Raw genomic sequence first — 23,303 nt, 5'->3', positions numbered from 1 at the left:
GGGCACGTCATGATCAACAACGAAGACGTCACTCGCCTGCAGGACGCCGTGCAACTGTCCGAGGTTCGCGGCCGGTCGCTGTGGCAGGATGCCCGCGTGCGGTTCTTTCGCAACAAGGCTGCCGTGGCCGGATTGGTCGTGCTGATCCTGATCACCTGTTTCGCGCTGTTCGGGGGCTTTATCGCCCAATACGAACCGGATTTCGTGGACTTCACGCTGATGGGGGCCAACGCCTATCAGGGGGTGCCCTCGGTCGAGACGGGCCACTACTTCGGCACCGATATTGACGGGCGCGACCTGTTCGCGCGCACCGTGCAGGGGACCAAGATCTCGCTTCTGGTGGGGATTGTCGGCTCTCTCGTCGCGGTGATCGTCGGCACGCTTTATGGTGCGACAGCCGGTTACATCGGCGGGCGCACGGACGGGATCATGATGCGCACGGTCGATATCCTGATGTCGATCCCGTTCATGTTCGTGCTGATCCTGATGCTGGTGATCTTCGGCCGCTCGATCCTGATGCTGTTCATCGGCATCGGCCTGATTTCATGGCTGAACATGGCACGGATCGCGCGGGGCCAGACGCTGACCATCAAGAACAAGGAATTCGTCGAGGCCGCCATCGCCACCGGCGTGTCGCCCTTCGTGATCATCCTGCGCCATATCGTGCCCAACTTGCTGGGGATCGTCATCGTCTATGCCACGCTGCTGGTGCCCGAGATGATCATTTTCGAGAGCTTCATCTCCTATCTCGGGCTGGGCGTGCAGGAACCCAACACCTCGCTGGGGGCGCTGATCAACGCAGGCGCCAGCCAGATGACCAATGGCACGCTGTGGATGCTGTTCTTCCCGCTGACCTTCTTCCTCATCACGCTGTTCGCCTTCTTCTTCGTCGGTGACGGCCTGCGTGATGCACTCGACCCAAAGGACCGCTAATGCTTCTGGATGTATCCGACCTGACGGTGACATTTCGCACCAACGACGGCCCCGTGAACGCGGTCAACGGCCTGTCGTTCGGGATTGATGAAAAAGAAACCCTTGCCATCGTGGGCGAAAGCGGCTCGGGCAAGAGCCAGACCGCCTTTGCCATCATGGGCCTGCTGGCGCGCAACGGCTCGGCCACGGGGCGGGCGGAGTTCGACGGCACCGACCTGCTGTCGCTCTCGCCCAAGGCGCTGAACAAGTTTCGCGCCGAACAGATCGCGATGATCTTTCAGGATCCGATGACCTCGCTCAACCCTTACATGAAGGTGAGCGAGCAGATGGCCGAGGTGCTGCAACTCCACAAGGGGATGAGCAAGCGCGACGCGATCCGCGAATCCGTCCGGCTGCTCGACGCCGTGCGCATTCCCGACGCCAAGGCGCGGATCGGTATGTATCCGCACGAGTTTTCCGGCGGCATGCGGCAGCGGATCATGATCGCCATGGCGCTGCTCTGCGGCCCCCGCCTGCTGATCGCGGATGAGCCGACGACCGCGCTCGACGTGACCGTGCAGGCGCAGATCATGGCGCTGCTGGCCGAGATCCGCGAAGAGTTCGGCACAGCGATCATCCTGATCACCCACGATCTTGGTATCGTTGCCGACGCCTGCGACCGCACACTGGTGCTCTATGGTGGGCAGATCATGGAGCAGGGCAAGACCGATGACGTATTCGAAGCCCCGAGCCACCCCTACACCAAGGGCTTGCTGCGCGCGGTGCCGCGCATCGACCGCGACGACGACAGCCTGCTGACCATCGCCGGTGAGCCGCCGGACATGTCGAACCTGCCCGTAGGCTGCCCGTTCACGCCGCGCTGCGAACTGGCGATGGAGGTTTGCCCGCGGGTCAAGCCGCCACTGATGCCCTTCGCCGACGACCGCAAACGCGCCTGCCATGCCTCGATCGAGGAGGTCGCAAATGTCTGAGCCGATCCTTTCCGTGCGCGACCTGTCGGTCGTCTTCGACGTGAAACCCGCCGGAGCCTGGCCCTGGACCGCGCCCAACAAGCTGCACGCGGTTTCGGGGCTGAGCCTTGATCTGCAACCGGGTGAGACGCTGGGGCTGGTGGGCGAGTCCGGTTCGGGCAAGTCCACGCTGGCGCGCGCCATTATCGGCACGGTGCCGGTGACCGGGGGCGACATCCTGTATAAAGGCCAAAGCCTGATGCAGATGTCCGTGCAAGAGCGTCGCCGCCACCGCCGCGACGTGCAGATGGTGTTTCAGGACCCGCTGGCCGCGCTGAACCCGCGCATGACCGTGGGCGACATCATCGCCGAACCGCTGGTCACCCATGAGCCTTCGACCCCCCGCAAGGAGGTCAAGAAACGCGTGTCCGAGATGATGGAACGGGTGGGGCTGCTGCCAAACCTCATCAACCGCTACCCGCATGAATTTTCCGGTGGCCAGTGTCAGCGGATCGGCATCGCCCGCGCGCTGATCCTCAAGCCCAAGCTGATGATCTGTGATGAACCTGTCTCGGCGCTGGACGTGTCGGTGCAGGCGCAGGTGGTGAACCTGTTGCGCGATATCCAGAAGGACATGGGTCTGTCGATGATTTTCATCGCTCACGACCTGTCGGTGGTGAAGCACATCAGCGACCGGATCGTGGTGATGTATCTGGGCCGCCCGATGGAGGTTGGCCCCGCAAACGCTGTCACGCGCCAGCCGACGCACCCCTACACACAGGCGCTGATCTCATCGGTGCCGATCCCCGATCCCAAGGCGGAACGGGCGCGGGAACGCCCCGTTCTTGAAGGCGATTTGCCCAGCCCGCTGTCGCCGCCCTCGGGCTGCGTGTTCCGCACGCGGTGCCCCATCGCGCAGGACGTCTGCGCGCAGGATCGCCCGCCGATGGTGGACACAGGCCCCGACCAGACGGCCGCCTGCCTGTTCCCGACCATCAATCAGTAATCACGCTCATAGAAGATACCGACGCTCGTCTCACCGTCCGCAGCCACCGTGCCGCGGGCGGTGACGTTGCGGTTGATGTCGATGTTGAGGTTGATCTCGGACGTGCCGTCCGCGCCCACGGTCACGTCGGTATAGACGTTCTCGGACAGATACTTGCCCGCGCGCACGCCGATGTTGCCGCTCTCGTCCGTCACCAGATCAAGATCGTCTAGATCCAGCCCTTCGCGCACGGAATTGAGCACCCCGCCGTTGCCCGAGCCCGCAAGGGTCGCCACGGCCGAGGCAAGCTGCACCGCCTGCAGGGGGGTAATCGATGACAGATCGCGCCCGAACAGAAGCTGCGCCAGTACCTCGTCCTGCGGCAACTCGGGCGAGCTCTCGAAGCGCACGTCGAGTTCATCCGCAGGCCCTTCGATGACGATCCGGACCAGAACCCCCGAAGGGGACTCGGTCGTCGCGACCAGCCGCAGATAGGGCGAGAAATCGCCCTGCAACTGGGCATAGCCCTGATCCAGATCGAACCGCTGGCCCAGAATGCTCAGACGTCCGCGGATCAGTTCGAACCGGCCGATGGGGATGATGTCTCCGGTGGTGCCGGTCAGCCGCAACTGCCCGCCAAGCTCTGCATCCAGCCCACGCCCGCGCACGAAAATGCGTGACGGGGCCGAGACGAGCAGATCGATGGGATAGTCGGGGCCGGTGCTTCTGATCGTGGCACGGGGGGCTGCCGTGGTGCCGATGCGGGCGCGCTGCAGGGTGCGGCGCACGTCCGTAGGCACGCCAAGATGGGTGACCGCCGGAAGGCTTCCCAGCGCGCTGACCCCGGTTGACGGCACCTGCACATCGACCTGACCCAGCCGCACTTCGCCCCGGATTGCGGCACCGCCGGCCAGCGGCCCGTTGACGGTGATCTCGCCCTGCGCGGTGGTGCGGTACAGCTCCGGATCGCGCAGCACAATGTCGCCCAGCCGCGCGGTCAGCGCAGCCTGGAACGGCGGGGCCAGATCAACCGGCCCGGACAGGGTCACATCGCCGCCCGCTGCACTCTGCCCGGCCAGATCAATGCGCGCCGTGCCCCCGGCCAGAAGGATCGTGCCGCCAAGGTTCTCGATCGCCTGATTCAAGAGCGGCGCCGAGACGCGGGCATTGCTGATCCGGACCGGACCGCGCACCGACTGCAGGGCAGGGGGGCCTTGCACGCGCAGATCGAACTGCGCGAGCCCTGTGACCTGCCGGGGCGCGATATAAAGGTTGGCGATGGCCAGCGGGGCCGAGCCGGTCACCCCGAGATCCAGCGTGCCGCTGTTGGACACCCGACCGGAGACCTGCGCGTTGGTGTTGGCCGGCCCCGTGGCGTCACCGCTCACCTGCCAGCCGCTGCCGTCCTGTTGCGCATTGAGATCCGCCACCAGAGGGCCGTTCAAATCCGCCCCCAGAAGGCCGACGTCGCGCAGGCGCAGCGACAGGTTCGCCCGCGTGTCGGCGCCGGAGGTGGTGACGTTGCCCTGCGCGGTCAGGTTGGGAAAGACCACATCGAGCGAGTCGAGCCGCAACCGCTCGCCGTCCGACAGGCTGACTTGCGCGGTGATCCGGCCCAGACCCGCAAGGATACGGTCCACCGGTGCGGTGCCGATGCTCAGATCGCGGGTCTGCGCGGTGACATCGGCGGTCAGGCTGCGGCTTTCCGTCAGGAAGGTGCCGTCGAGCGCCACGGAAACGCCGCCGCCCACGGGTTGTCCGATCAACGTGCGATAGGCGCGCAATTCGTCGATGTCCGCCTGACCTTCGCCGCGCACGCGGTAGCCCTTGGCCATGGGCGTGCCAGTCCCCTGGAAAGAAACTTCGGCCCGCGGGGCGGTGGCCGCCGCGTCCAGCGTGATCACGCCGGCCTCATCGGTGGCCACGTCCAGATCCAGCGTCGCGGGGCCGGACAGCTCGGGCGTGATCAAGGCAAGGTCGGTGATCTCGGCCACAAGGTCCGCCGTCGCGGTGCCCGAGGTGAGCGTGGCTTCGCCGCTGGCGCGCACCCCTTCGGAGGTGACGCGCAGGGCGTCGATCCGGGTGCCCGTGGTGTCCCGCGTGACCTTGACCGAAACCGTGCTGGCCCCCCGCAACAGCGGGTCAACCTCGTCGATGCCAAAGGCGAGATCCTGGGTCTGCAGCCCCAGATCAAGGTCGAAGATCCCGTCGAACGGCTGCACGCTCCCCTTGAGCGTGATCGCCCCGGCGCCGCGCAGGTCCAGCCCGCTCAACTCCGAGAAACGGCTGAAATCTTCGGCTTCGACCGAAAGCTGGGGCTGGGTGCTGAACCGGTCTTCAATCCCGTTGACGATGGCGTTGCCCGAGGCCGACAGGCCTGCGCCTTCAAGCGTCAGATCGTTGATGACAAAGGGTTCTTCCTCAACCCGTCCCAGATCGATGGTGCCGGTGATATCCTCGCCGATGGCCTGCGTCAGCGCCGGATCGTCCAGCTTCAACCCTCGCGCGGCATAGTTCAGATCGGCGGTGAAGCGACCCCGGGTGCTGCCCGCGCCCGGCACGATTTCCCCGCCGCCCGACAGGGCCAGACTGTCGATGGACACGCCCTCGCGCTCCAATGAGGTGATGTCGAAGGCGCCGGTCCATTCGTTGCCCGCGCTTGCGTCATATTGCACGTTGAGGGAGATGCCGCTGACCTTGGTCGGCGCGCCGGACAGGGGCAGCAGCACGCGGCTGTTGTCGGAGGAGGCTAGCTGCCCGCGCAAATCAATCGCCTCGGGCCAGCCCTGCGCGTCGAGCGTTGCCGAGCCGCGCAGCACGACCTGTTCGGCGGCAATCGTCAGGTTCGACAGGCGCAGCCCGCCGACGCCGAACTGCGTGCCTTCGGCCTTGAGCACCGTGGTCGCCCCGAAGAACGGATCATATTGATCGGCCAGAAGCGGGCGCAGGTCGCCCTTCAGATCGACCATGAACACCTGATCGACCGTACCCGTGGGGCGCGACAGCGCGACGGTGCCGGTGACGCGGTCCACACCGTCGGTCGCCAAGGCAATCTCGCCGGTGAAATCATCAAGCGGCGCGTCGCCCTGAACGCTCAGCCGCACGGAGGGACGGCCCGGAATGTTCAGCAGCCGCGCGGCGATCCCGTCCTCGCCTTCCTCCATCAGCAGGTTCAGTGCCAGATCGCGGTCGGCATTGCTGTAGGCCGCGTCGATGACAAAACGGCCCTCTTTGCTGTCGATTCGCTCAAGCACGATATCCGCCGACCCGACCCCGTGGTCGAGCTTCAAGGCACCGGAGAAGCGCGCGCGCACAGGCTCGCCCAGCAGCGCCTCGGTCAGGATGATCTCGTCCGCGATGACCGAGCCGATATCCACCGCCACCGGCAAATCCGGCAGGGCAAAGGGCTGTGCCTCGGCGGTGGGCACCGTGCTTTCGGGCAGGTTGGGCAGGCGGATCAGCTCGATCCGCTCGGCCTCAAGCGTCTCGATCTCGACCCGGCCGCCCAGCAGGGCAGAGCGGTTCCACGATAGCGTCAGCCCGTCCATCTGCAGCCAGACCCCGTCGGGATCGGCCAGTGTGATGCTGTCGGCGGTCGCCTCGGAGCTCAGCGCGCCGCGAAAGTTGATCAGCCGGACGGTCAGATCGTCGTTCGAGATGGTGTCCTCGATCAGACCGGTGAGAAAGCTGCGGTCATCCTCGTTCGATTGCGCCGCCGCCGCGCCGGACCAGAGCACCAGAATACATACAAAAAGAAATCGCATCAAAACGCCTGCCCAATCCCCAGATACACTTCAACGGCTTCCCCGGCATTGCTGCCCGTCGTCGGCACGCCCACGTCAAGGCGGATCGGCCCGATCCCCGTGTCGTAACGCAGGCCCAGACCCGCGCCCGCGTGCCAGTCACCATTGTCGAAATTCAACTCGCCCGGGGCGACGTAGCCGGTGTCATAGAAGCCCACGACGCCGATCTTGTCGGTCACGCCCACGCGCGCTTCAAGCTGGGCGCCGACGAAGGTCTTGCCGCCAATGCGGTTGCCGCCCCCCAGATCCACGCCAAGCGATTGATAGGGTTGCCCGCGCACCGTGCCGCCCCCACCGGAATAGAACAGATAGCTGGCCGGCACATCGTCGGCCGCCGCCCCCATCACCGCGCCGAACTGCCCGCGGGCGGCCAGCGTCACGCGGTCGTCTTCCCCGAAGCTGCGATACAGACGCCCGTCGCCCACCGCGCGCGCGCCCGCGACATCGCGGCCCAGAAAGGGGCGGATTTCAAGGCTGGCGTAGTAGCCCGCGGTGGCGTCCAACTCGTCGTTGCGCCGGTCCAGCGTGCCTTTGATGGGCGCATAGACCAGTTGATAGGACCGTTTGCCGTTGCCGTCCTCGGCCTCACCCACGGACAGGCCAAGCCCGTATTCCAGTTCGACGTCGTCGCCCAACCTCCTGATGATCCCCGCCTCGATCCGCGCTTCACGCTCGAAGAACGATGGCTCGTCCAGTTGCTCGATCATGCCATTGACGTAGAAATCCGTGTCCTGCCGGAAGGTTGCCGGACGCAGGAAGTTGGCGGCGATGCGATAGTCAAGGCCACCGGTGCCCCCCGCCAGCCCGCCGACCTTGCCTTCGATGCGGAACCGCTCGGCCCCGCCAAACAGGTTGCGGTGCAGCCAGAAGCTCGACAGCGTCAGCCCCTTGATCGACGAAAACTCGGCCCCGAAGCCGATGCGCCGGGGCGGCTGTTCGACCACCGCGATGGTCAGGGGCAGGGTCTCGCCCTCGGGCGTCTCGCCCTCGATCACGGTGGCCGAGGCGAAGGTCTGCGTGCGGCGCAGGTTGGCTTCGGCGCGCGCGATCACCTCGGGGTCGTAGATGCCGTGGTCGATGCCCGCGATGGCGCGGATGCGTTCGCTGCGCACGGCCTCGTTGCCCTCAACGGTCACGTTGCCGAAGCTGAGCACCGGACCGGGTTCGATGATCACTGTCGCGTCGAGTTTCTGGTCGGTGTGGCGGGCGGTGATCGACCGCTCACCGGGTTCCGCAAGGGGCCGCCCGTCGTTGCGCCAACCGTTCACCGCCGCCGAGGCTGCATCGCTGATGACGGCCGAGCGTGCGGTGCGTCCGGGCGCGAACCCCTCAGGCAGTTCGGTGCCCGGTGCCAGCGGTCCGATCTCGGCACGGCCAAAGGTGAAACGGGGGCCCGGATCGACCCGCAACTGCACATTTTGCACCGAAGCGGGCGCGGCCAGCGGATCAAGGGCCGAGGCTTCGATGCCGTCCACAAGGATCGAGATGGTGCCGCCGTAATAGCCTTCGGCGTAAAGCCCGGTCAGCAGCCGGCGATAGTCGGCGCGGGCGGCAGCGACGTAGTCCTGCGGGGCCTCTGCGCCGTCCTCTTCAAGTGACAGGGTGAGAGAGGCCGCGCGCAGGGCCGATCTGAGGTCCCCCTCGGTCCCGTCCGGCGTGATCAGGCGCACATCCTGCGCGGCGGCGCACAGGGGAAACACCATAAGGCCCAATGCCGCTGCCGTGATCGATTTCCGCATTGCCTGCCCACCCCCGATGTCGTTGTTCTGCTCCCAGTTGTTTCGTCATATCGCAGTCTTGCCGCGGGGGAAACGGTTTCGGGGGATTCGGCACGTCGCCGCCTATATGTTGCGCGCAGAACCCGCAGCCTTCAGGCGAAAGGATCGTCCGGATAACCCACCGCCGCCAGATAAAGCCCGTGCGGGGGCGAGACCGGCCCGCAGGCCGCGCGGTCCTTCGCCTCAAGCGCTGCGGTCACATCGTCCGGCGTCCAGGCGCCCGCGCCGACCCGTTCCAGCGTGCCGATGAAACTGCGCACCTGATTGTGCAGGAAAGACCGTGCGCGCACGTGGAAATGGAACGCCAGCGCGCCGTCGTGGCGCGGCACCTGTTCCACCCGCAGGGCGTCCAGCGTCTTGACCGGCGATTGCGCCTGACAGATCGACGACCGGAAGGTGGTGAAATCGTGCTGCCCCAAAAGCCGGTCCGCCGCTGCCTGCATCGCTGCGCCGTCCAGCTCTTGCGAGACCTGCCAGACCTTGCCTGCCTCATGCACCAAGGGCGCGCGTCGACAGACCAGACGGAACAGATAGCGCCGCTCTATGGCCGAGAACCGCGCGTGCCAATCGTCGGGCACCTGCGCGCAGGCAACAATCGCCACCGGCGCGGGTTTGAGGTGGTAGTTCAGCGCCTCGGATAGGCGGAACGGCGTCCAGTCCTTTCGCAGATCGCAATGGGCGACCTGACCCAACCCGTGCACGCCTGCATCGGTCCGGCCCGCCGCCGCGATCCGGTGATCGCCCGGCTCCAACCGGCTCAGCGCCTCTTCCACGGCCTGCTGCACAGAGGGCACATGGGACTGGCGCTGCCAGCCGGAAAACGGCGCTCCGTCGTATTCTATTTTCAAGGCATAACGCGGCATGGATGCGGGTTAGGGGGAACGCCCGCAAGTTTCAATCCCCCGGGCGCGGAACCAAACGCGCGCGGGGCAGGGCGCTTGGCCTACACATCCCGCACCCCGCGCCCTATCTTCTGACGGAACGCGAACAGAAAAGGTGTCGGCCCGTGGTCATCACAACTCTAGCAGACGGGATCACGCGACGGGCCGAAGCCGTGGCCGGCACCCTGACCGCCCCCTTCACCGATCCGGTGATCCGCCTTGGCGTGACCGGGCTCAGCCGGGCGGGCAAGACGGTGTTCATCACGTCGCTGGTGGCCAATCTGCTCAACCGCGGACGGATGCCGCAGTTTCAGGCCGCCGCCAGCGGAGCGATCCAGACGGCCTACCTTCAGCCGCAGCCGGACGACACCATCCCGCGGTTCGACTACGAAAACCACCTTGCCGCGCTGACTGCGAAAGAGGCGCACTGGCCCAAGGGCACGCGGCGGATTTCCGAATTGCGGCTGTCGCTCAAAGTGCAGCCCACCGGTCTCATGGGGTCGTTTCGCGGCGCGCGCACGGTGCATCTGGATATCGTCGACTATCCCGGGGAATGGCTGCTGGACCTGTCGCTGCTCGACAAGGATTTCACCACATGGTCGGCCGAGGTGCTGGGCCGGATGGAAGAACGTCCGGGCGCCGAAGCCTTCACCGCCGCCCTTGCCGCCGCTGATCCGTCCGAGCCTTTCGAAGAACCGCAAGCGCAGGACCTTGCAGCCGCGTTCACCGACCACCTCAACACCGCGCGTGAGGCGGGGTTTTCCGACTGCACGCCGGGGCGGTTCATGATGCCCGGTGATCTCGAAGGATCGCCCGTGCTGACCTTCGCCCCGCTGCCCCCCGTGGAAAAACCGGCCCGTGCGTCCCTATGGCGCGAGTTCGAGCGCCGTTTCGAGGCCTACAAACGCCACGTCGTGCGCCCCTTCTTTCGCGACCATTTCGCGCGGATCGACCGGCAGATCGTCCTTGTGGACGTGTTGGGCGCGATCCATTCGGGCCCCCGCGCGGTCGAGGATATGCGCCGCGCCATGGCCGATATTCTTGGCGCGTTCCGTCCGGGCCAGAACTCGTTCCTGAGCCGGATCTTTCAGGGTCGCCGGATCGACAGGATCCTGTTCGCGGCCACCAAGGCCGATCACCTGCACCACCAGCAGCACCCGCAGTTGACCGCGATCACCCAGGCCCTGCTGCGCGATGCCAAGGACCGCGCCGAGTTTTCCGGCGCCACGACGCAGGCCATGTCCATCGCCGCCCTGCGCACCACGGTGGAAGACACGCGCAGCCACAACGGGGCCGAGCTTGGGGTGGTGCGGGGCCGGTTGCTCGGCTCAGACAAACAGGCGGCGTTCTATCCTGGTGCGCTGCCGACCGACCCCGCGCATCTGCTTGGACCGGCGCGCAGCGGGGCCGAGCACTGGCTCGATGCGGACTACGAGGTGATGAGCTTCGCCCCCGCGCCTTTGACCCTGAAACCGGGTGACGGCCCGCCGCACATCCGCCTCGACAAGGCGCTGCAATTCCTGATCGGGGACATGCTATGAACGACGAGCGCAAAAGCGGCCCGGTGTTGTTCGACCTTGAGGACGCGCCCGAAGGCCGCGCCGATGTGCGCCCCGACACCGCGCCCCCGGTGCCCGACCTTGAGCGGGGGCCGCCCCCGGCCGCGATGCAGCGGGTCGCCATGATGGCGGGGCGGCGTCCGAACCGGCTGGCGCGCTGGTTCTGGGGCATTCTGGTCATGCTGGTGACCTTTTTCGTCGGCGTCGCGGCCTGGGAATTCGTGCTCGATCTGCTGGCGCGAGCGCCGGTGCTGGGGTGGATCGCCACCGGCTTGGTCGGGCTGTTCTGCCTTGTTCTGGCGCTCATCGCGCTGCGGGAACTGGCCGCCTTTGGCCGGTTGCGCCGCGTTGACCGCATCCAAACGGGCGCCGCCGCCGCCTTGGCCGAGGCGGATCTGACCCGCGCGCGGCAGGTGGCGAACCAGATCGACGCGCTCTACGCGGGTCGCGACGATGCCAGATGGGGGCGCGAAGCCTTTGCCGAGGCGCGCGAGGGCATTCTCGACGCCGACGGACTGCTGGGACTGGCCGAAAGCAAGATCCTCGCCCCGCTGGACGCCCGCGCCCGGCTCGAGGTCGAGGCCGCCGCGCGGCAGGTGGCCACAGTCACCGCCGTGGTGCCCCTGGCGCTGGCGGATGTCTTCGTGGCGCTGACCGCGAACCTGCGGATGATCCGCCGCATCGCCGAGGTCTATGGCGGCCGGTCCGGCACGCTCGAGACATGGAAACTCACGCGGCAGGTGCTCGCCCATCTGGTGGCGACGGGGGCCGTGGCCGTGGGCGACGATCTGATCGGATCGGTGGCGGGCGGAGGCGTCCTCTCGAAGGTGTCGCGCCGGTTTGGCGAGGGCGTGATCAACGGCGCGCTGACCGCGCGGGTGGGCGTGGCGGCGATGGAAGTCTGCCGCCCGCTGCCCTTTGTTGCCCTGCGCCGCCCCTCGGTCACGAGCCTTGTGCAACGGGCCCTGACCGGTCTGTTCGGCAAGCGCAGCTAGGTCTTACTGCTTGGCCAGATAGGCCACCAGAACGTCCAACGCGGCTTGCAGATCGGTCTTGTGAACCATTTCCGTCACTGTGTGGATGTAGCGCGTGCCCACCACGACGCCGACTGCGCGTGCGCCCGCGGCTGCCTGTTGCGCGGCCGCACCATCCTGACCGCCCGCGGCCAGCATCGTGCGCTGGTAGGGAATGTCGTTGGATTTTGCGATCCCCTCGATCTCGCGCACCAGTGCCTTGTCGGCGATGAAGCTGCTGTCACGCACGTGCAAGCCGAAGCCCTTGCCCTGCTGCGTGGTCGAGAAGTGGTCCGGCACCCCCGGCGTGTCGCAGGCCAGCGTGGTGTCGATGCCGATGCCGATGTCGGGCTGCACCTTGAAGGCCGCTGTGCGCGCGCCGCGCAGGCCCACTTCTTCCTGCGAGGTAAAGACCACGTGGATTTCCGCCCCGCGCCCCTTGTCGCCAAGCGCCTTCATCACCTCGATGCCCAGCCAGCAGGCGATTCGGTTGTCCAGCGCCTTGGACACGAACTTGTCGCCGATCTCGATGAATGGCTCATCCATCACCACGAAATCGCCGACGCGCACGACGTCCTTCGCGGCCTCGCCCATGCCCAGATCGACGAAGAATTCACCCACTTCGGGAATTTTCTTGCGGTCTTCCGCCGACGAGATGTGGATCGGCTTGCCGCCCGGGTTCATCACGCCCTGATAATCGCCGTCGTCGGTGCAGACCTTGACCCGGCGCGAAAACAGGTTGCGCGGATCGAAGCCGCCCACGGGCTGCAGATACAGGAATCCCTTGTCGCTGATGTGGCTGACCAGAAAGCCGATCTCGTCCATGTGGCACAGCAGCATGATCTTCGGCGCGCCGTCCTTGTCCGCATCGCGGCGGCAATGGAGCGAGCCCATGGCGTCGACAGTCACCTCGTCAAAAAGGCCTTCGACTTGGCCCTTGATCAGGTCCCGCACCCGGTCCTCATGTCCCGGCACGCCGGGGGTTTCGCACAGGTCGCGCAGCAGTTCGGTGTTCATAACAGACAGTCCTTTGTTCATTTTGCGCGCACTGTGTCGCGGCGGCGCGGGCGGTGCAAGGGGGGGGCGCGGGCGGGGTGTGGCGTGGAAAAATCGCCCAAATGCGTCCCAAACCGCGCAAAACCCGGTTTTATCCCCCGTTTCCTGCGTCAGATGGCGGTTTATCCCCAAGAAAAGGCTTTACAGACCCTTACCCAGCAACGCACGATATCTAGTAAGAGGAGGGCTATGTACCCCCCTTGGACGAGCGGGACACCAGATATAGCCTCTGCCAAGGCGTCTGGATTGCACAGGAGGCGAGCAGCCCATGGCACTCATCGAACATTTTGACACCGTCGACGATCTTCACCCGATCGATCTGGCCGAACATATCGCCGAGCATCACCGCTGGGATTTCGACCGCGTTCACGACGACCAGATCGCGCTGGTGGTGGAAGGCCAATGGCGGACCTATTCCGTCACGCTGGCGTGGTCGGCCAATGACCAGACGCTGCGCCTGATCTGCACCTTCGAGATGGAGCCCCCCGAGGACCGCTTGCCGGCGCTTTACGAATGCCTCAACCGCACGAACGACATGTGCTGGGCGGGCGCTTTCACCTATTGGGCGGAACAGCGGCTGATGGTCTATCGCTACGGGCTGGTGCTGGCGGGCGAGCAGGTCGCGGGGCCGGACCAGATCGACACGATGATCTCGGCGGCGATCCTCTCGGCCGAGCGGTTCTATCCGGCGTTCCAGCTTGTCACATGGGCCGAGCGCACGCCCGTCGAAGCGCTGAACGTGGCGATTTCCGAAGCCTACGGCCGCGCCTGACCCCGTGACTGGCGGGGCGCACAGGCCGCGTCTGCCCCTTGCGCCTGCATCGGCTTGAACCCCCGCGCGCGGCACCCTAACGTCGCCGCGAAACAAGGCAGTCAGACAAGACGGGGGTTTTCATGTCACTGGAACAAATCGAGCAGCGCGGGATGGTCCTTTTGGGCTGCGGCAAGATGGGATCAGCGATGCTTGCGGGCTGGCTGTCGGGCGGCTTGCCCGCCTCGGCCGTCTGGGTGCTGGACCCGCACCCCTCGGACTGGCTGAAATCCACAGGCGTGCATCTGAACGACGGGATGCCCGACAATCCGGCGCTGGCGCTCATCGCCGTGAAACCCCAGATGATGGGGGAGGCGCTGCCCGCGATGCAAAAGCTCGGCAATGGAGAGACCGTGTTCCTTTCGGTCGCGGCTGGGACTTCGATCGCGACCTTCGCAGAGGCGCTGGGCGAGCGCTCTCCGATCATCCGCGCCATGCCCAACACGCCCGCCGCCGTGGGGCGCGGGATTTCCGCGGTGGTGGGCAACGCCCATGCCACCGCTGCGCATATGACCATGGCCGAAACCCTGCTGGAAGCGGTGGGGCAGGTGGTCCGGCTGGACAGCGAGAGCCAGATCGATGCGGTGACCGGCGTGTCCGGCTCGGGCCCTGCCTATGTGTTCCACCTGATCGAAACGCTCGCCGCCGCTGGTGAGGCCGAGGGCCTGCCCGCCGAGATGGCAATGAAGCTTGCCAAGGCGACCGTCGGCGGGGCGGGTCAGCTAGCCGAGGACGCGCCCGAGGATCCCAGCCAGTTGCGTGTCAACGTAACCTCGCCCAACGGCACGACACAGGCCGCGCTTGAGGTTCTGATGGACGAAGAGAGCGGCTTTCCGCCCCTGCTGCGCCGCGCGGTCAAGGCCGCCGCCGACCGCAGCCGCGAGCTGGGCGCATGAGCGAGATCACGTTCGACGATTTTCTGGCGGTGGACATTCGCGTGGGCCGCGTGATCCGCGCCGAACCTTTCCCCGAAGCCCGCAAACCGGCGATCAAGCTGTGGGTCGACTTCGGCCCCGAGATCGGAGAGCGCAAGGCCTCGGCGCAAATCACGGCCCATTACACCCCCGAGGCGTTGATCGGGCGGCAGGTGCTGGGCGTGGTGAATTTTCCCCCGCGGCAGATCGGCCCTTTCATGTCCGAGGTGCTGGTGCTGGGCGCCCATGACGCAAACGGCGGCGTCGTGCTGATCGCGCCCGACCAAGAGGTGGCGGAGGGGGAACGCATGTGCTGAGGCTGCTGATCACCCGCCCCATCGCAGAACCCGTTTTGGCGCAAGCCCGCCGCCTGTTCGACGTGACCTTGCACACGGGCGGCAAACTGTCCGAGGCGGAGTGTGCCGCGGCACTGGCTGAATACGACTGCATCCTGCCGACATTGGGCGACCAGTTCACCGCCCGCGCTTTCGCCGGAGACCTGCGGTGCCGGATGATCGGCAACTTCGGCGTCGGCTATAATCATATCGATACCGACGCCGCCGCCCGCGCCGGGGTGATCGTCAGCAACACGCCCGACGTGCTCACCGACGCGACCGCCGACATCGCAATGACGCTGCTTCTCGCCACCGCCCGCCGCGCCGGTGAGGGGGAGCGGATGGTGCGCTCCGGCCGATGGGGCGGGTTCGACGTCAAGGGGCTGCTGGGCACCCATGTGACCGGTAAAACGCTGGGCATCGTCGGGATGGGCCGCATCGGACAGGCCATCGCCGCGCGGGGCTACCACGGGTTCAACATGAAGGTCGTGTTCCACAACCGCAGCCCGAAGGTCACCCGCGTGCCCGCGCTGCAACTGGAAAGCCTGCATCATGTGATGGCGGAAGCGGATTTCGTCGTCGTCGCCACGCCCGGCGGCACCGCCACCACCAAGCTGATCGACGCCGCAGCCATCGCCGCGATGAAACCTTCAGGCATTTTCGTCAACATCTCGCGCGGGGAGGTGGTGGACGAGACCGCCCTGATCGACGCACTTGAGCAGGGGCGCATCGCGGGGGCGGGCCTTGACGTCTATGAGAATGAGCCCCACGTGCCCGAGCGGTTGCGCGCCCTGGAGAATTGCGTGCTGCTGCCGCATCTGGGCTCGGCCACGCAGGAAACGCGGCAGGCCATGGCGCAGATGGCGCTCGACAACATCATCGCCTTTTCCGAAGGCCGCGACCCGCCGCAGCGGGTGACCTAGACCAGCGGCGCGTCCGTGTCGGCCATGGCTTCGCGCCAGTGCCGCCGACACAATGAGACATAGGCCTCGTTGCCGCCGATCTGCACCTGCTCGCCCCCCGTCAGCACGCGCCCCTCGGCGTCTTGCCGGACGACCATCGTGGCCTTCTTGCCGCAATGGCAGATCGTGCGCACCTCCCGCATCTCGTCGGCCAGCGCGAGAAGGGTGGCCGAGCCGGGGAAGAGCTGCCCCATGAAATCCACCCGCAGCCCGAAGGCCATGACCGGCACGCGCAGATCATCCACCGCGCGGGCCAGTTGCCAGACCTGTTCTTCGCTCAGGAACTGCGCTTCGTCCACGAAGACGCAGGCACAGGGGCCGTCGCCCAGCCGCGCTTCGATCTTGCGGAACAGATCATCGTTGATGTTGAAGGTGTCGGCCTCCATGCCGATGCCGATGCGGCTGGCGATCCGCCCTTCGCCCGCGCGATTGTCGAGCTGGGCGGTCAGAAGATAGGAGTCCATCCCGCGTTCCGCATAGTTGTATGCCGCCTGCAGAAGCACCGTCGACTTGCCGGCGTTCATGGTCGAGTAATTGAAATAGAGCTTGGCCATGGCGCGGTGAATGCCCCCGTGCCGATCCGGTTGCAAGATCGAAAAAGACCGCACACGCAGACCGGTTCGCGGCCCGCGCGGCAGCGTTTAGATGAAGGGCACGAAGGGCACGCCGCAGCCGGTGAGCGCCATCAGACCCGCCGCAAGCGCTGCGTAACGGGCCGCGCGCCACACGGCCCCGCTCATGCCCGCTCCACGATGACAGAGCCCACGGAATAACCCGCTCCGAAGGAACAGATCAGCCCGATGTCGCCCGCCCCGAGGTCGTCGGAATATTTCGCGAAGGCGATGATCGACCCCGCCGAGGAGGTGTTGGCATAATCCTGCAGGATGTTCGGCTGCTCGCCATCCTCGGGCGCGCGGCCCAGAACCTTTTTGCCGATATAATCGTTCATCGACTTGTTCGCCTGATGCAGCCAGAGCCGCTTGAGATCGTCGGCAGAGATACCGTCATCGGCCATGTGACCGGCGATGTGCTGGCTCACCAGCGGCAGAACCTCTTTAAAGACCTTGCGGCCATTCTGCATGAACTGCATGTCGCGGCGGTCCTCCATCTGGTCATGGGTGCGCCGCAGGAAGCCGTCGTTGTTGCGGATGTTGTTCGAGAATTGCGTGGCCAGCCGCGTTGAGCGGATCTTGAAGTGCGGTCGCTCAAGGCCTTCGTCGCGCTCGACCAGCACCGCCGTGGCCACGTCCCCGAAGATGAAATGACAATCGCGGTCGCGCCACTCAAGGTGGGCCGAGCAGATCTCGGGGCAGACGACCAGCGCGCTGCGGATGCTGCCCGCGCGGATCATGTCCGTTGCGGTCTGGATGCCGAACGTGGCCGAGCTGCAGGCCACGTTCATGTCGAAGCCGAAGCCGTTGATCTCGAGCAGGTTCTGGATTTCCACGGCAATCGCCGGATAGGCCCGCTCATGGTTGGATGCGGCGCAGATCACCGCGTCCACGTCGTCGGCGGACCGGCCCGCCTGCGACAATGCCTGAAGGCTGGCATCGACGGCCATTTCGGCCATGTAGCTCGGCTCATCATCGGCGCGGGCGGGCAGGCGCGGGAACATGCGGTCCGGGTCGAGCACGCCGGATTTATCAAGCACGTAGCGCCGCTCGATCCCCGAGGCCGCAAGGATGAACTCGCTTGAGGACTGCGGCTTGGCCTCAACCTCGCCTGCGGCGATCGCCTCGGCGTGTTCGGCGTTGAACCGCTCGGCATAGGCGTTGAACGCGTCCACCAGTTCGTCGTTGGAAATCGTGTGCTGGGGGGTGAAGACCCCGGTTCCGGTAATCGCTGCGCTATACATCCGTCTGCCTTTGCTTTGGGGGGCCATTGGGCCCGTTTCGGCAGCAAATAGCAAGGGTGACGGTGCGGCCCCCGTCGCCTTGCGGGGCCCCTCCGGGCGGGTCAGGCGGCGCGAACGTGGGCCCCGGCCAAGGGCAGGGTGATCGTGAAGGTCGTGCCGACGCCAAGCTCGCTTTCATAGGAGATCGAGCCGTGATGCTTCGAGAGGATCTGCTTGGCGATATGCATCCCCAGCCCGCTGCCGTAGATGTCCTTGTGGTCGGTCTCGTCCACTTGCGTGAAACGTCCGAAAACCTTCTCCTCGCTGCCCGCAGGAATGCCGCGCCCGCGGTCCGTGACGGTGATCACCGCGGTGTCGAGCCGGGTGTCCAGCGCCACATCGACATAGGAATTGTCGGGCGAGAATTTCGAGGCATTGGACAGAACATTCACCAGCACCTGATGCAGCCGGCTTTCGTCCACCTCCGCCACCGCCGGGCGCGCGCTGCCCTGATAGCGGATCTTGATGTTGCGCGTGGCATTGAAGGTTTCCATGCTGCCCACCGCATCCGCGACGATGTCGTCCACGTTCACGGCGGCGAAATTCAGCGTGAATTCAGAGCTTTCCAGCTTTTGCGTGTCCAAAAGATCGTTGAGAAGTGACGCGAGAATCGTGGTGTTCTTCGCCGCCAGCCCCACAAGATGGTTGATTGTTTCGGGCGGAATCTCGGTCACCCGGCCTTTCAACATGCCCAGCGCGCCGTTGACGACCGTCAGCGGGGTGCGCAGCTCATGGCTGACGGTCGCCAGAAATTGCGTTTGCACCCGTTCCGCCGCCCGTGCGCGTTCCGCCGCCTGTGTCTGGACGGTGACATCGACGAAAGACACGGTCCAGCCCAGAAGCCGCTGCCCCTTGCCCAGCCGAATCGGATAGGCGCGCGCCACGTAGTGCCGGTTGTTGCACTCAGCCTCGGGCACATCGGGCAGTTTTTCGGTCTCGATCAATGAATTGATGATCGGGCCGATCCCCTCAAGCCCCGTCGTGGGTTGGCCGTTCGAAAGCATCATCGCATCATGGGCCGCGGCGTTCGCTTCAAGCAGGTTGCCTTCAAGGTCGATCAGCAGGACGACATCGTCGGACTTGTAGAACAGCATGTCACGGGCGATGGCGCTGACGTCCACCCAGCGGTTGTCGGCGATCAGCCAGACCACCAGCGTGAGCGACGCCACGAAAGAAAACGGCGTCGGATCGCTGTCGAACCACATCACGTCAAAGAAGATGTAGAGCACGTTGGCCACGATCGGGATCATCGTCGTCAGGAACAGCTTTACGAAAAAACTGCGCACGGCGGGGTTGGCTTTCCACATGGCAAGGCCTGCGGTGATGGTCGTGCCCAAAATCACCAGATAAAGGTAGCCGATCACCACGTAGAACAGCGGCTGATGGTCGAAATGCGCATAGGTTCCGGTGGGGCGCACGACCAGTTTCGTGTCCGGCCCGTAAAGCTGACCGTGGAAGGTGTTGGTCAGGATCAGCGATAGCAGCACAATGGGCATGAAGACCACGGCCAGCTTGACCACCGCGCGCGGCACCTGCCGCGACGAGGTGTATTCATACAGAAAGAAGCACCAGAACGTCGGCAACAGGATCACGCCCAGCCAGGCCAGTTGCGCCCAGGCGATCTTACAGGTCAGCACCGGCGTCGAGATTTCCACACCGATGGAAATCAGCCACCAGATCATCGCCAGATTGCCGTAGAAGAACCAGGTGTGCCCCGGCAAGGAGGTCTGCGCCCGCGCCCAGAAGGCAAGCGTCGTGACCACGACAATCGTCGTGATCACCATCTGCACCGCCGGGATCCCGGCGTCGACCTGGAAACATTGAGTTAAATTATACACTGCTCGAACTTCTCAAATTTTTTACCAGCCTAGGCACGAAACGTGCGTAAGAAAGGAAGAAGTGCGGCAAAAATCGGATGATGTGTGGGGGATGATGGCGGGCGCGGGGGCGGCGGCGTCTGGCCTGTGGCAAAACGCATACGGGCGGCGGCCCATCAGACCGCCGCCCGCAAAAGGGGGAAAGTGCGCGGGCCTAGCCCTGCAGCGCGCGCACCCGGATGTCGCTTTCGACCTTTTCCTTCATCGCCAAGGCGGCGGCGTGACTGCCCGCCAGCGTGGTATAGTAGGGGATGCGGTCGGCCAGCGCGATGGCCCGGATTGAGCGGCTGTCCTCAATCGCGGCGGTGCCTTCGGTGGAGTTGAAGACCAACGCAATCTCGCCGTCTTTCAGAAGGTCGCTGATCGTCCGTCCGCCTTCATAGACCTTGTTGACCACCTCGGTCTTGATCCCCTGATCGGCCAGCCATGCAGCCGTGCCGCGGGTGGCGCAGATTGTCATGCCCAGATCGGTCAGAAGCGTCGCGGTCTCAAGCAGCAGGGGGGTCTTGTCGCTGTCCTTGATCGACAGGAACACGCGGCCCTCGGTCGGAAGATCAACGCCTGCGCCCATCTGCGCCTTGAGGAAGGCGCGGGCAAAGTTGCGCGCCCAGCCCATGACCTCACCGGTTGAGCGCATCTCGGGGCCGAGGATCGTGTCCACGCCGGGGAAGCGGTTGAACGGCAGCACGGCCTCTTTTACCGAGAACCACGGCGTTTTCGGGTCCGCGAGCGTGAAGGGGTTGCCCAGCGGCATCACGTCCATCGGGTCCTCGGCCGGGGCGTAGGGCTCGCGCATCGGGAAGTTCGACAAGGGCTCACCCGCCATCAGCCGTGCGGCGATAGAGGCCACGGCAGAGTCGGTGGCCTTGGCCACGAAAGGCACCGTACGGCTGGCGCGGGGGTTCACTTCGATCAGATACACATCGCCGTCCTTGACTGCGAACTGCACGTTCATCAGGCCGACCACGTTCAGCGCCAGCGCCAGCGCGCGGGTCTGGCGCTTGATCTCTTCGATAATCTCGTCGGACAGCGTGTGCGGCGGCAGGCAACAGGCGCTGTCGCCGGAGTGGACGCCCGCCTCTTCGATATGCTGCATGATGCCCGCGACATGGGTGTCTGTGCCGTCGCTCAGACAGTCCACGTCCACCTCGACCGCGCCGCTCAGGTAGCTGTCGAGCAGCACCGGACTGTCACCGGACACCACCACCGCTTCGGCAATGTAGCGTTCCAGTTGCGCCATGTCGCGCACGATTTCCATCGCGCGGCCCCCCAGCACGTAGGACGGGCGGATCACCAGCGGAAAGCCGATCTCTTCTGCAATCGCAAGGGCCTGCGCATCAGTGCTTGCGATGCCGTTCTTCGGCTGCAAAAGCCCCAGATCGTTGACCAGCGCTTGAAACCGCTCGCGGTCCTCGGCCCAGTCGATGCTGTCGGGCGAGGTGCCAAGGATCGGGATGCCCTCATCCGCCAGCGCCTGTGCGATCTTCAGCGGAGTCTGGCCGCCGAACTGGACGATCACCCCGTGCAGGGTGCCGTTCTCCTGCTCAACGCGCAGGATTTCCATGACGTGCTCGAAGGTCAACGGCTCGAAATACAGCCGGTCCGAGGTGTCGTAGTCGGTCGAGACGGTCTCGGGGTTGCAGTTGACCATGATCGTCTCATAGCCCTGATCGGTCAGCGCGAAACAGGCGTGACAGCAGCAATAGTCGAACTCGATCCCCTGACCGATCCGGTTCGGACCGCCGCCAAGGATCACCACTTTCTTGCGGTCGCTGGGCCGCGCTTCGCATTCCACATCGCCCATCATCGGCGCTTCATAGGTGGAATACATGTAAGGGGTCTGTGCCTCGAACTCGGCCGCGCAGGTGTCGATGCGTTTGAACACGGCCCGCACATCCAAAGCGTGACGGGCCTTACGCACGTCAGCCTCGGACACGCCGGCGAGCTTGGCCAGACGCGCATCCGAGAAGCCGAGCATTTTCAGCGCCCGCATTGCCGCCGGATCTTCGGGCAGGCCGTTCGCTTTCACACCATTCTCGGCATCCACAATCTCGCGGAAGCGGTCAAGGAACCACGGATCGAACGAGGTCACCGCCTGAATGTCGTCGTTGCTCAGCCCCAGACGCATGGCCTGCGCGATCACGCGGATGCGGTCGGGGGTTTGTTGGGCCAGCGCCTTGGTGATCGCCGCACGGCCATCGGCGGTGTCCGATGCGCCCGCGATCTCGATCTCGTCAAAGCCGGTCAGCCCGTTTTCCATCGACGCCAGGGCCTTTTGCATGGATTCGTGGAAAGTCCGGCCAATCGCCATCACCTCGCCCACGGATTTCATCGCCGTGGTCAGGTTCGGCTCGGAGCCGGGGAACTTCTCGAAGGCGAACCGCGGAATCTTGGTGACGACATAGTCGATGGAGGGCTCGAAGCTGGCCGGTGTCACGCCGGTGATGTCGTTGTCCAGCTCGTCCAGCGTAAAGCCCACGGCCAGCTTTGCCGCGATCTTGGCAATGGGGAAGCCCGTGGCCTTGGATGCCAAAGCGGAGGAGCGCGACACCCGCGGGTTCATCTCGATCACCACCATGCGCCCGTCTTCGGGGTTCACGGCCCATTGCACGTTGGACCCGCCGGTCTCGACCCCGATCTCGCGCAGCACGTTGATCGAGTGCGTGCGCATCAACTGGTATTCCTTGTCAGTCAGCGTCAGGGCAGGGGCCACGGTGATACTGTCGCCGGTGTGCACGCCCATCGGGTCCACGTTCTCAATGGAGCAGACGATGATCGCGTTGTCGGCGCTGTCGCGCACCACCTCCATCTCGTATTCCTTCCAGCCCAGCAGGGACTGGTCGACAAGGATCTGCGCCATGGGAGAGGCTTCCATCCCCGTGCGGCAGAAGTGTTCGTATTGTTCGCGGTTGTAGGCCACGCCGCCGCCGGTGCCGCCCAGCGTGAAGGCGGGGCGGATGATCGCGGGTAGGCCGATCTCCTCCAGCGCCTCCATGGCGATGGCGAGCCCTGCGTTGATGTCGAACTTGTCGGTGACGCGGGCGGCGTCCTTGTTCTTGGTGGGCGCGGTGACGATGGTCGCCTTGGGGTTCTCGATCCCCAGCCGGTCCATGGCTTCGCGGAACAGGTGCCGGTCTTCGGCCATCTCGATGGCTTCGCGCTTGGCGCCGATCATCTCGACGCCGAATTTTTCCAACACGCCCATGTCCGCCAGCGCCAGCGAGGTGTTCAGCCCCGTCTGCCCGCCCATCGTCGGCAACAGCGCGTCGGGGCGCTCTTTCTCGATGATCTTCGCGACAACCTCGGGGGTGATCGGCTCGATATAGGTGGCGTCGGCCAGCCCCGGATCGGTCATGATCGTCGCGGGGTTCGAGTTGACGAGGATGACGCGATAGCCTTCCTCGCGCAGCGCCTTGCAGGCTTGTGCGCCGGAGTAGTCGAACTCGCAGGCCTGTCCGATGACAATAGGGCCCGCCCCGATAATCATGATTGATTTGATATCATCACGTCTTGGCATGGCCGCGCCCCTTTGTATGTAGATTCCCGACGCGG

17 protein-coding genes are annotated in these 23,303 nt (G+C 65.3%); 9 read left to right on the top strand and 8 right to left on the bottom strand.

Going from position 1 to position 23,303, the window contains the following annotated elements:
• Positions 1 to 9: 9 nt before the first annotated feature.
• The 3 genes from DC363_RS09465 to DC363_RS09455 are packed head-to-tail and all read left to right on the top strand — an operon-like array spanning position 10 to position 2,889.
• Positions 10 to 933: an ABC transporter permease subunit gene (locus tag DC363_RS09465; protein ID WP_108640903.1), complete on the top strand. Its 924-nt coding sequence runs from the start codon at positions 10 to 12 to the stop codon at positions 931 to 933.
• Positions 933 to 1,904 carry an oligopeptide/dipeptide ABC transporter ATP-binding protein gene (locus DC363_RS09460; RefSeq protein WP_108640902.1) on the top strand — a complete coding sequence of 324 codons (972 nt, stop codon included), beginning with the start codon at positions 933 to 935 and terminating at the stop codon, positions 1,902 to 1,904. Before DC363_RS09465 ends, DC363_RS09460 begins: the two co-directional genes overlap by 1 nt.
• Positions 1,897 to 2,889: an oligopeptide/dipeptide ABC transporter ATP-binding protein gene (locus tag DC363_RS09455; RefSeq protein WP_108640901.1), complete on the top strand. Its 993-nt coding sequence runs from the start codon at positions 1,897 to 1,899 to the stop codon at positions 2,887 to 2,889. Before DC363_RS09460 ends, DC363_RS09455 begins: the two co-directional genes overlap by 8 nt.
• Here DC363_RS09455 and DC363_RS09450 read toward each other — a convergent pair.
• The 3 genes from DC363_RS09450 to truA all read right to left on the bottom strand — a co-directional run bounded on the left by DC363_RS09450 (position 2,883) and on the right by truA (position 9,312).
• Positions 2,883 to 6,632 (bottom strand): translocation/assembly module TamB domain-containing protein, encoded by a 3,750-nt coding sequence (locus DC363_RS09450; protein WP_108640900.1) that lies wholly within the window; start codon positions 6,630 to 6,632, stop codon positions 2,883 to 2,885. The genes DC363_RS09455 and DC363_RS09450 overlap by 7 nt on opposite strands.
• Positions 6,632 to 8,410 (bottom strand): autotransporter assembly complex protein TamA, encoded by a 1,779-nt coding sequence (locus tag DC363_RS09445; RefSeq protein ID WP_108640899.1) that lies wholly within the window; start codon positions 8,408 to 8,410, stop codon positions 6,632 to 6,634. Before DC363_RS09445 ends, DC363_RS09450 begins: the two co-directional genes overlap by 1 nt.
• A 131-nt stretch (positions 8,411 to 8,541) precedes the next feature.
• Positions 8,542 to 9,312 (bottom strand): tRNA pseudouridine(38-40) synthase TruA, encoded by a 771-nt coding sequence (truA, locus tag DC363_RS09440; protein ID WP_108640898.1) that lies wholly within the window; start codon positions 9,310 to 9,312, stop codon positions 8,542 to 8,544.
• A gap of 143 nt (positions 9,313 to 9,455) precedes the next feature.
• On the opposite strand from truA, the gene DC363_RS09435 reads away from it, so the two are divergent.
• Positions 9,456 to 10,871, top strand: coding sequence for a YcjX family GTP-binding protein (locus DC363_RS09435; protein WP_108640897.1), 1,416 nt, complete (start codon positions 9,456 to 9,458; stop codon positions 10,869 to 10,871).
• Positions 10,868 to 11,884 carry a YcjF family protein gene (locus DC363_RS09430; protein ID WP_108640896.1) on the top strand — a complete coding sequence of 339 codons (1,017 nt, stop codon included), beginning with the start codon at positions 10,868 to 10,870 and terminating at the stop codon, positions 11,882 to 11,884. Before DC363_RS09435 ends, DC363_RS09430 begins: the two co-directional genes overlap by 4 nt.
• Positions 11,885 to 11,887: 3 nt before the next feature.
• On the opposite strand, the gene DC363_RS09425 is transcribed toward DC363_RS09430, so the two are convergent.
• Complete coding sequence (locus tag DC363_RS09425) at positions 11,888 to 12,919, bottom strand: M42 family metallopeptidase (RefSeq protein ID WP_196778404.1); 1,032 nt, start codon at positions 12,917 to 12,919, stop codon at positions 11,888 to 11,890.
• A 307-nt stretch (positions 12,920 to 13,226) separates the two neighbouring features.
• Between DC363_RS09425 and DC363_RS09420 the strand changes: the two genes are divergently transcribed.
• The 4 genes from DC363_RS09420 to DC363_RS09405 all read left to right on the top strand — a co-directional run bounded on the left by DC363_RS09420 (position 13,227) and on the right by DC363_RS09405 (position 15,941).
• Complete coding sequence (locus tag DC363_RS09420; protein ID WP_108640895.1) at positions 13,227 to 13,730, top strand: type III secretion system chaperone family protein; 504 nt, start codon at positions 13,227 to 13,229, stop codon at positions 13,728 to 13,730.
• A 122-nt stretch (positions 13,731 to 13,852) separates the two neighbouring features.
• A complete protein-coding gene (proC, locus tag DC363_RS09415) occupies positions 13,853 to 14,665 on the top strand; it encodes a pyrroline-5-carboxylate reductase (RefSeq protein WP_108640894.1) in 813 nt (270 codons plus the stop codon).
• A complete protein-coding gene (locus DC363_RS09410; protein WP_108640893.1) occupies positions 14,662 to 15,000 on the top strand; it encodes a tRNA-binding protein in 339 nt (112 codons plus the stop codon). The genes proC and DC363_RS09410 overlap by 4 nt, the downstream gene beginning before the upstream one ends.
• Positions 14,994 to 15,941 (top strand): 2-hydroxyacid dehydrogenase, encoded by a 948-nt coding sequence (locus DC363_RS09405; protein WP_108640892.1) that lies wholly within the window; start codon positions 14,994 to 14,996, stop codon positions 15,939 to 15,941. The genes DC363_RS09410 and DC363_RS09405 overlap by 7 nt, the downstream gene beginning before the upstream one ends.
• On the opposite strand, the gene DC363_RS09400 is transcribed toward DC363_RS09405, so the two are convergent.
• The 4 genes from DC363_RS09400 to carB all read right to left on the bottom strand — a co-directional run bounded on the left by DC363_RS09400 (position 15,938) and on the right by carB (position 23,268).
• Positions 15,938 to 16,534: a thymidine kinase gene (locus tag DC363_RS09400; RefSeq protein ID WP_108640891.1), complete on the bottom strand. Its 597-nt coding sequence runs from the start codon at positions 16,532 to 16,534 to the stop codon at positions 15,938 to 15,940. The genes DC363_RS09405 and DC363_RS09400 overlap by 4 nt on opposite strands.
• 182 nt (positions 16,535 to 16,716) lie before the next feature.
• A complete protein-coding gene (locus DC363_RS09395; protein ID WP_108640890.1) occupies positions 16,717 to 17,835 on the bottom strand; it encodes a beta-ketoacyl-ACP synthase III in 1,119 nt (372 codons plus the stop codon).
• 101 nt (positions 17,836 to 17,936) lie between these two features.
• Entirely contained in the window at positions 17,937 to 19,712 is a 1,776-nt protein-coding gene (locus tag DC363_RS09390; protein WP_146180776.1) for a sensor histidine kinase, read from the bottom strand.
• Between the two features lie 193 nt (positions 19,713 to 19,905).
• The gene (carB, locus tag DC363_RS09385) at positions 19,906 to 23,268 is read right to left on the bottom strand and encodes a carbamoyl-phosphate synthase large subunit (protein WP_108640888.1); all 3,363 of its coding nucleotides are present in this window, start codon (positions 23,266 to 23,268) and stop codon (positions 19,906 to 19,908) included.
• Positions 23,269 to 23,303: the final 35 nt, after the last annotated feature.

This window comes from Thalassorhabdomicrobium marinisediminis, from assembly GCF_003072065.1.
Taxonomy (GTDB): Bacteria; Pseudomonadota; Alphaproteobacteria; order Rhodobacterales; family Rhodobacteraceae; genus Octadecabacter; species Octadecabacter marinisediminis.
This window is presented reverse-complemented; position numbering and strand designations above follow the sequence as displayed.

What these genes read in the sequence shown, in the direction of transcription:
- DC363_RS09465 (WP_108640903.1), top strand. Translation starts at nt 10, where the DNA reads ATGATCAACAACGAAGACGTCACTCGCCTGCAGGACGCCGTGCAACTG.
- DC363_RS09460 (WP_108640902.1), top strand. Translation starts at nt 933, where the DNA reads ATGCTTCTGGATGTATCCGACCTGACGGTGACATTTCGCACCAACGAC.
- DC363_RS09455 (WP_108640901.1), top strand. Translation starts at nt 1,897, where the DNA reads ATGTCTGAGCCGATCCTTTCCGTGCGCGACCTGTCGGTCGTCTTCGAC.
- DC363_RS09450 (WP_108640900.1), bottom strand. Translation starts at nt 6,632, where the DNA reads ATGCGATTTCTTTTTGTATGTATTCTGGTGCTCTGGTCCGGCGCGGCG.
- DC363_RS09445 (WP_108640899.1), bottom strand. Translation starts at nt 8,410, where the DNA reads ATGCGGAAATCGATCACGGCAGCGGCATTGGGCCTTATGGTGTTTCCC.
- truA (WP_108640898.1), bottom strand. Translation starts at nt 9,312, where the DNA reads ATGCCGCGTTATGCCTTGAAAATAGAATACGACGGAGCGCCGTTTTCC.
- DC363_RS09430 (WP_108640896.1), top strand. Translation starts at nt 10,868, where the DNA reads ATGAACGACGAGCGCAAAAGCGGCCCGGTGTTGTTCGACCTTGAGGAC.
- DC363_RS09425 (WP_196778404.1), bottom strand. Translation starts at nt 12,919, where the DNA reads ATGAACACCGAACTGCTGCGCGACCTGTGCGAAACCCCCGGCGTGCCG.
- DC363_RS09420 (WP_108640895.1), top strand. Translation starts at nt 13,227, where the DNA reads ATGGCACTCATCGAACATTTTGACACCGTCGACGATCTTCACCCGATC.
- proC (WP_108640894.1), top strand. Translation starts at nt 13,853, where the DNA reads ATGTCACTGGAACAAATCGAGCAGCGCGGGATGGTCCTTTTGGGCTGC.
- DC363_RS09410 (WP_108640893.1), top strand. Translation starts at nt 14,662, where the DNA reads ATGAGCGAGATCACGTTCGACGATTTTCTGGCGGTGGACATTCGCGTG.
- DC363_RS09400 (WP_108640891.1), bottom strand. Translation starts at nt 16,534, where the DNA reads ATGGCCAAGCTCTATTTCAATTACTCGACCATGAACGCCGGCAAGTCG.
- DC363_RS09395 (WP_108640890.1), bottom strand. Translation starts at nt 17,835, where the DNA reads ATGTATAGCGCAGCGATTACCGGAACCGGGGTCTTCACCCCCCAGCAC.
- carB (WP_108640888.1), bottom strand. Translation starts at nt 23,268, where the DNA reads ATGCCAAGACGTGATGATATCAAATCAATCATGATTATCGGGGCGGGC.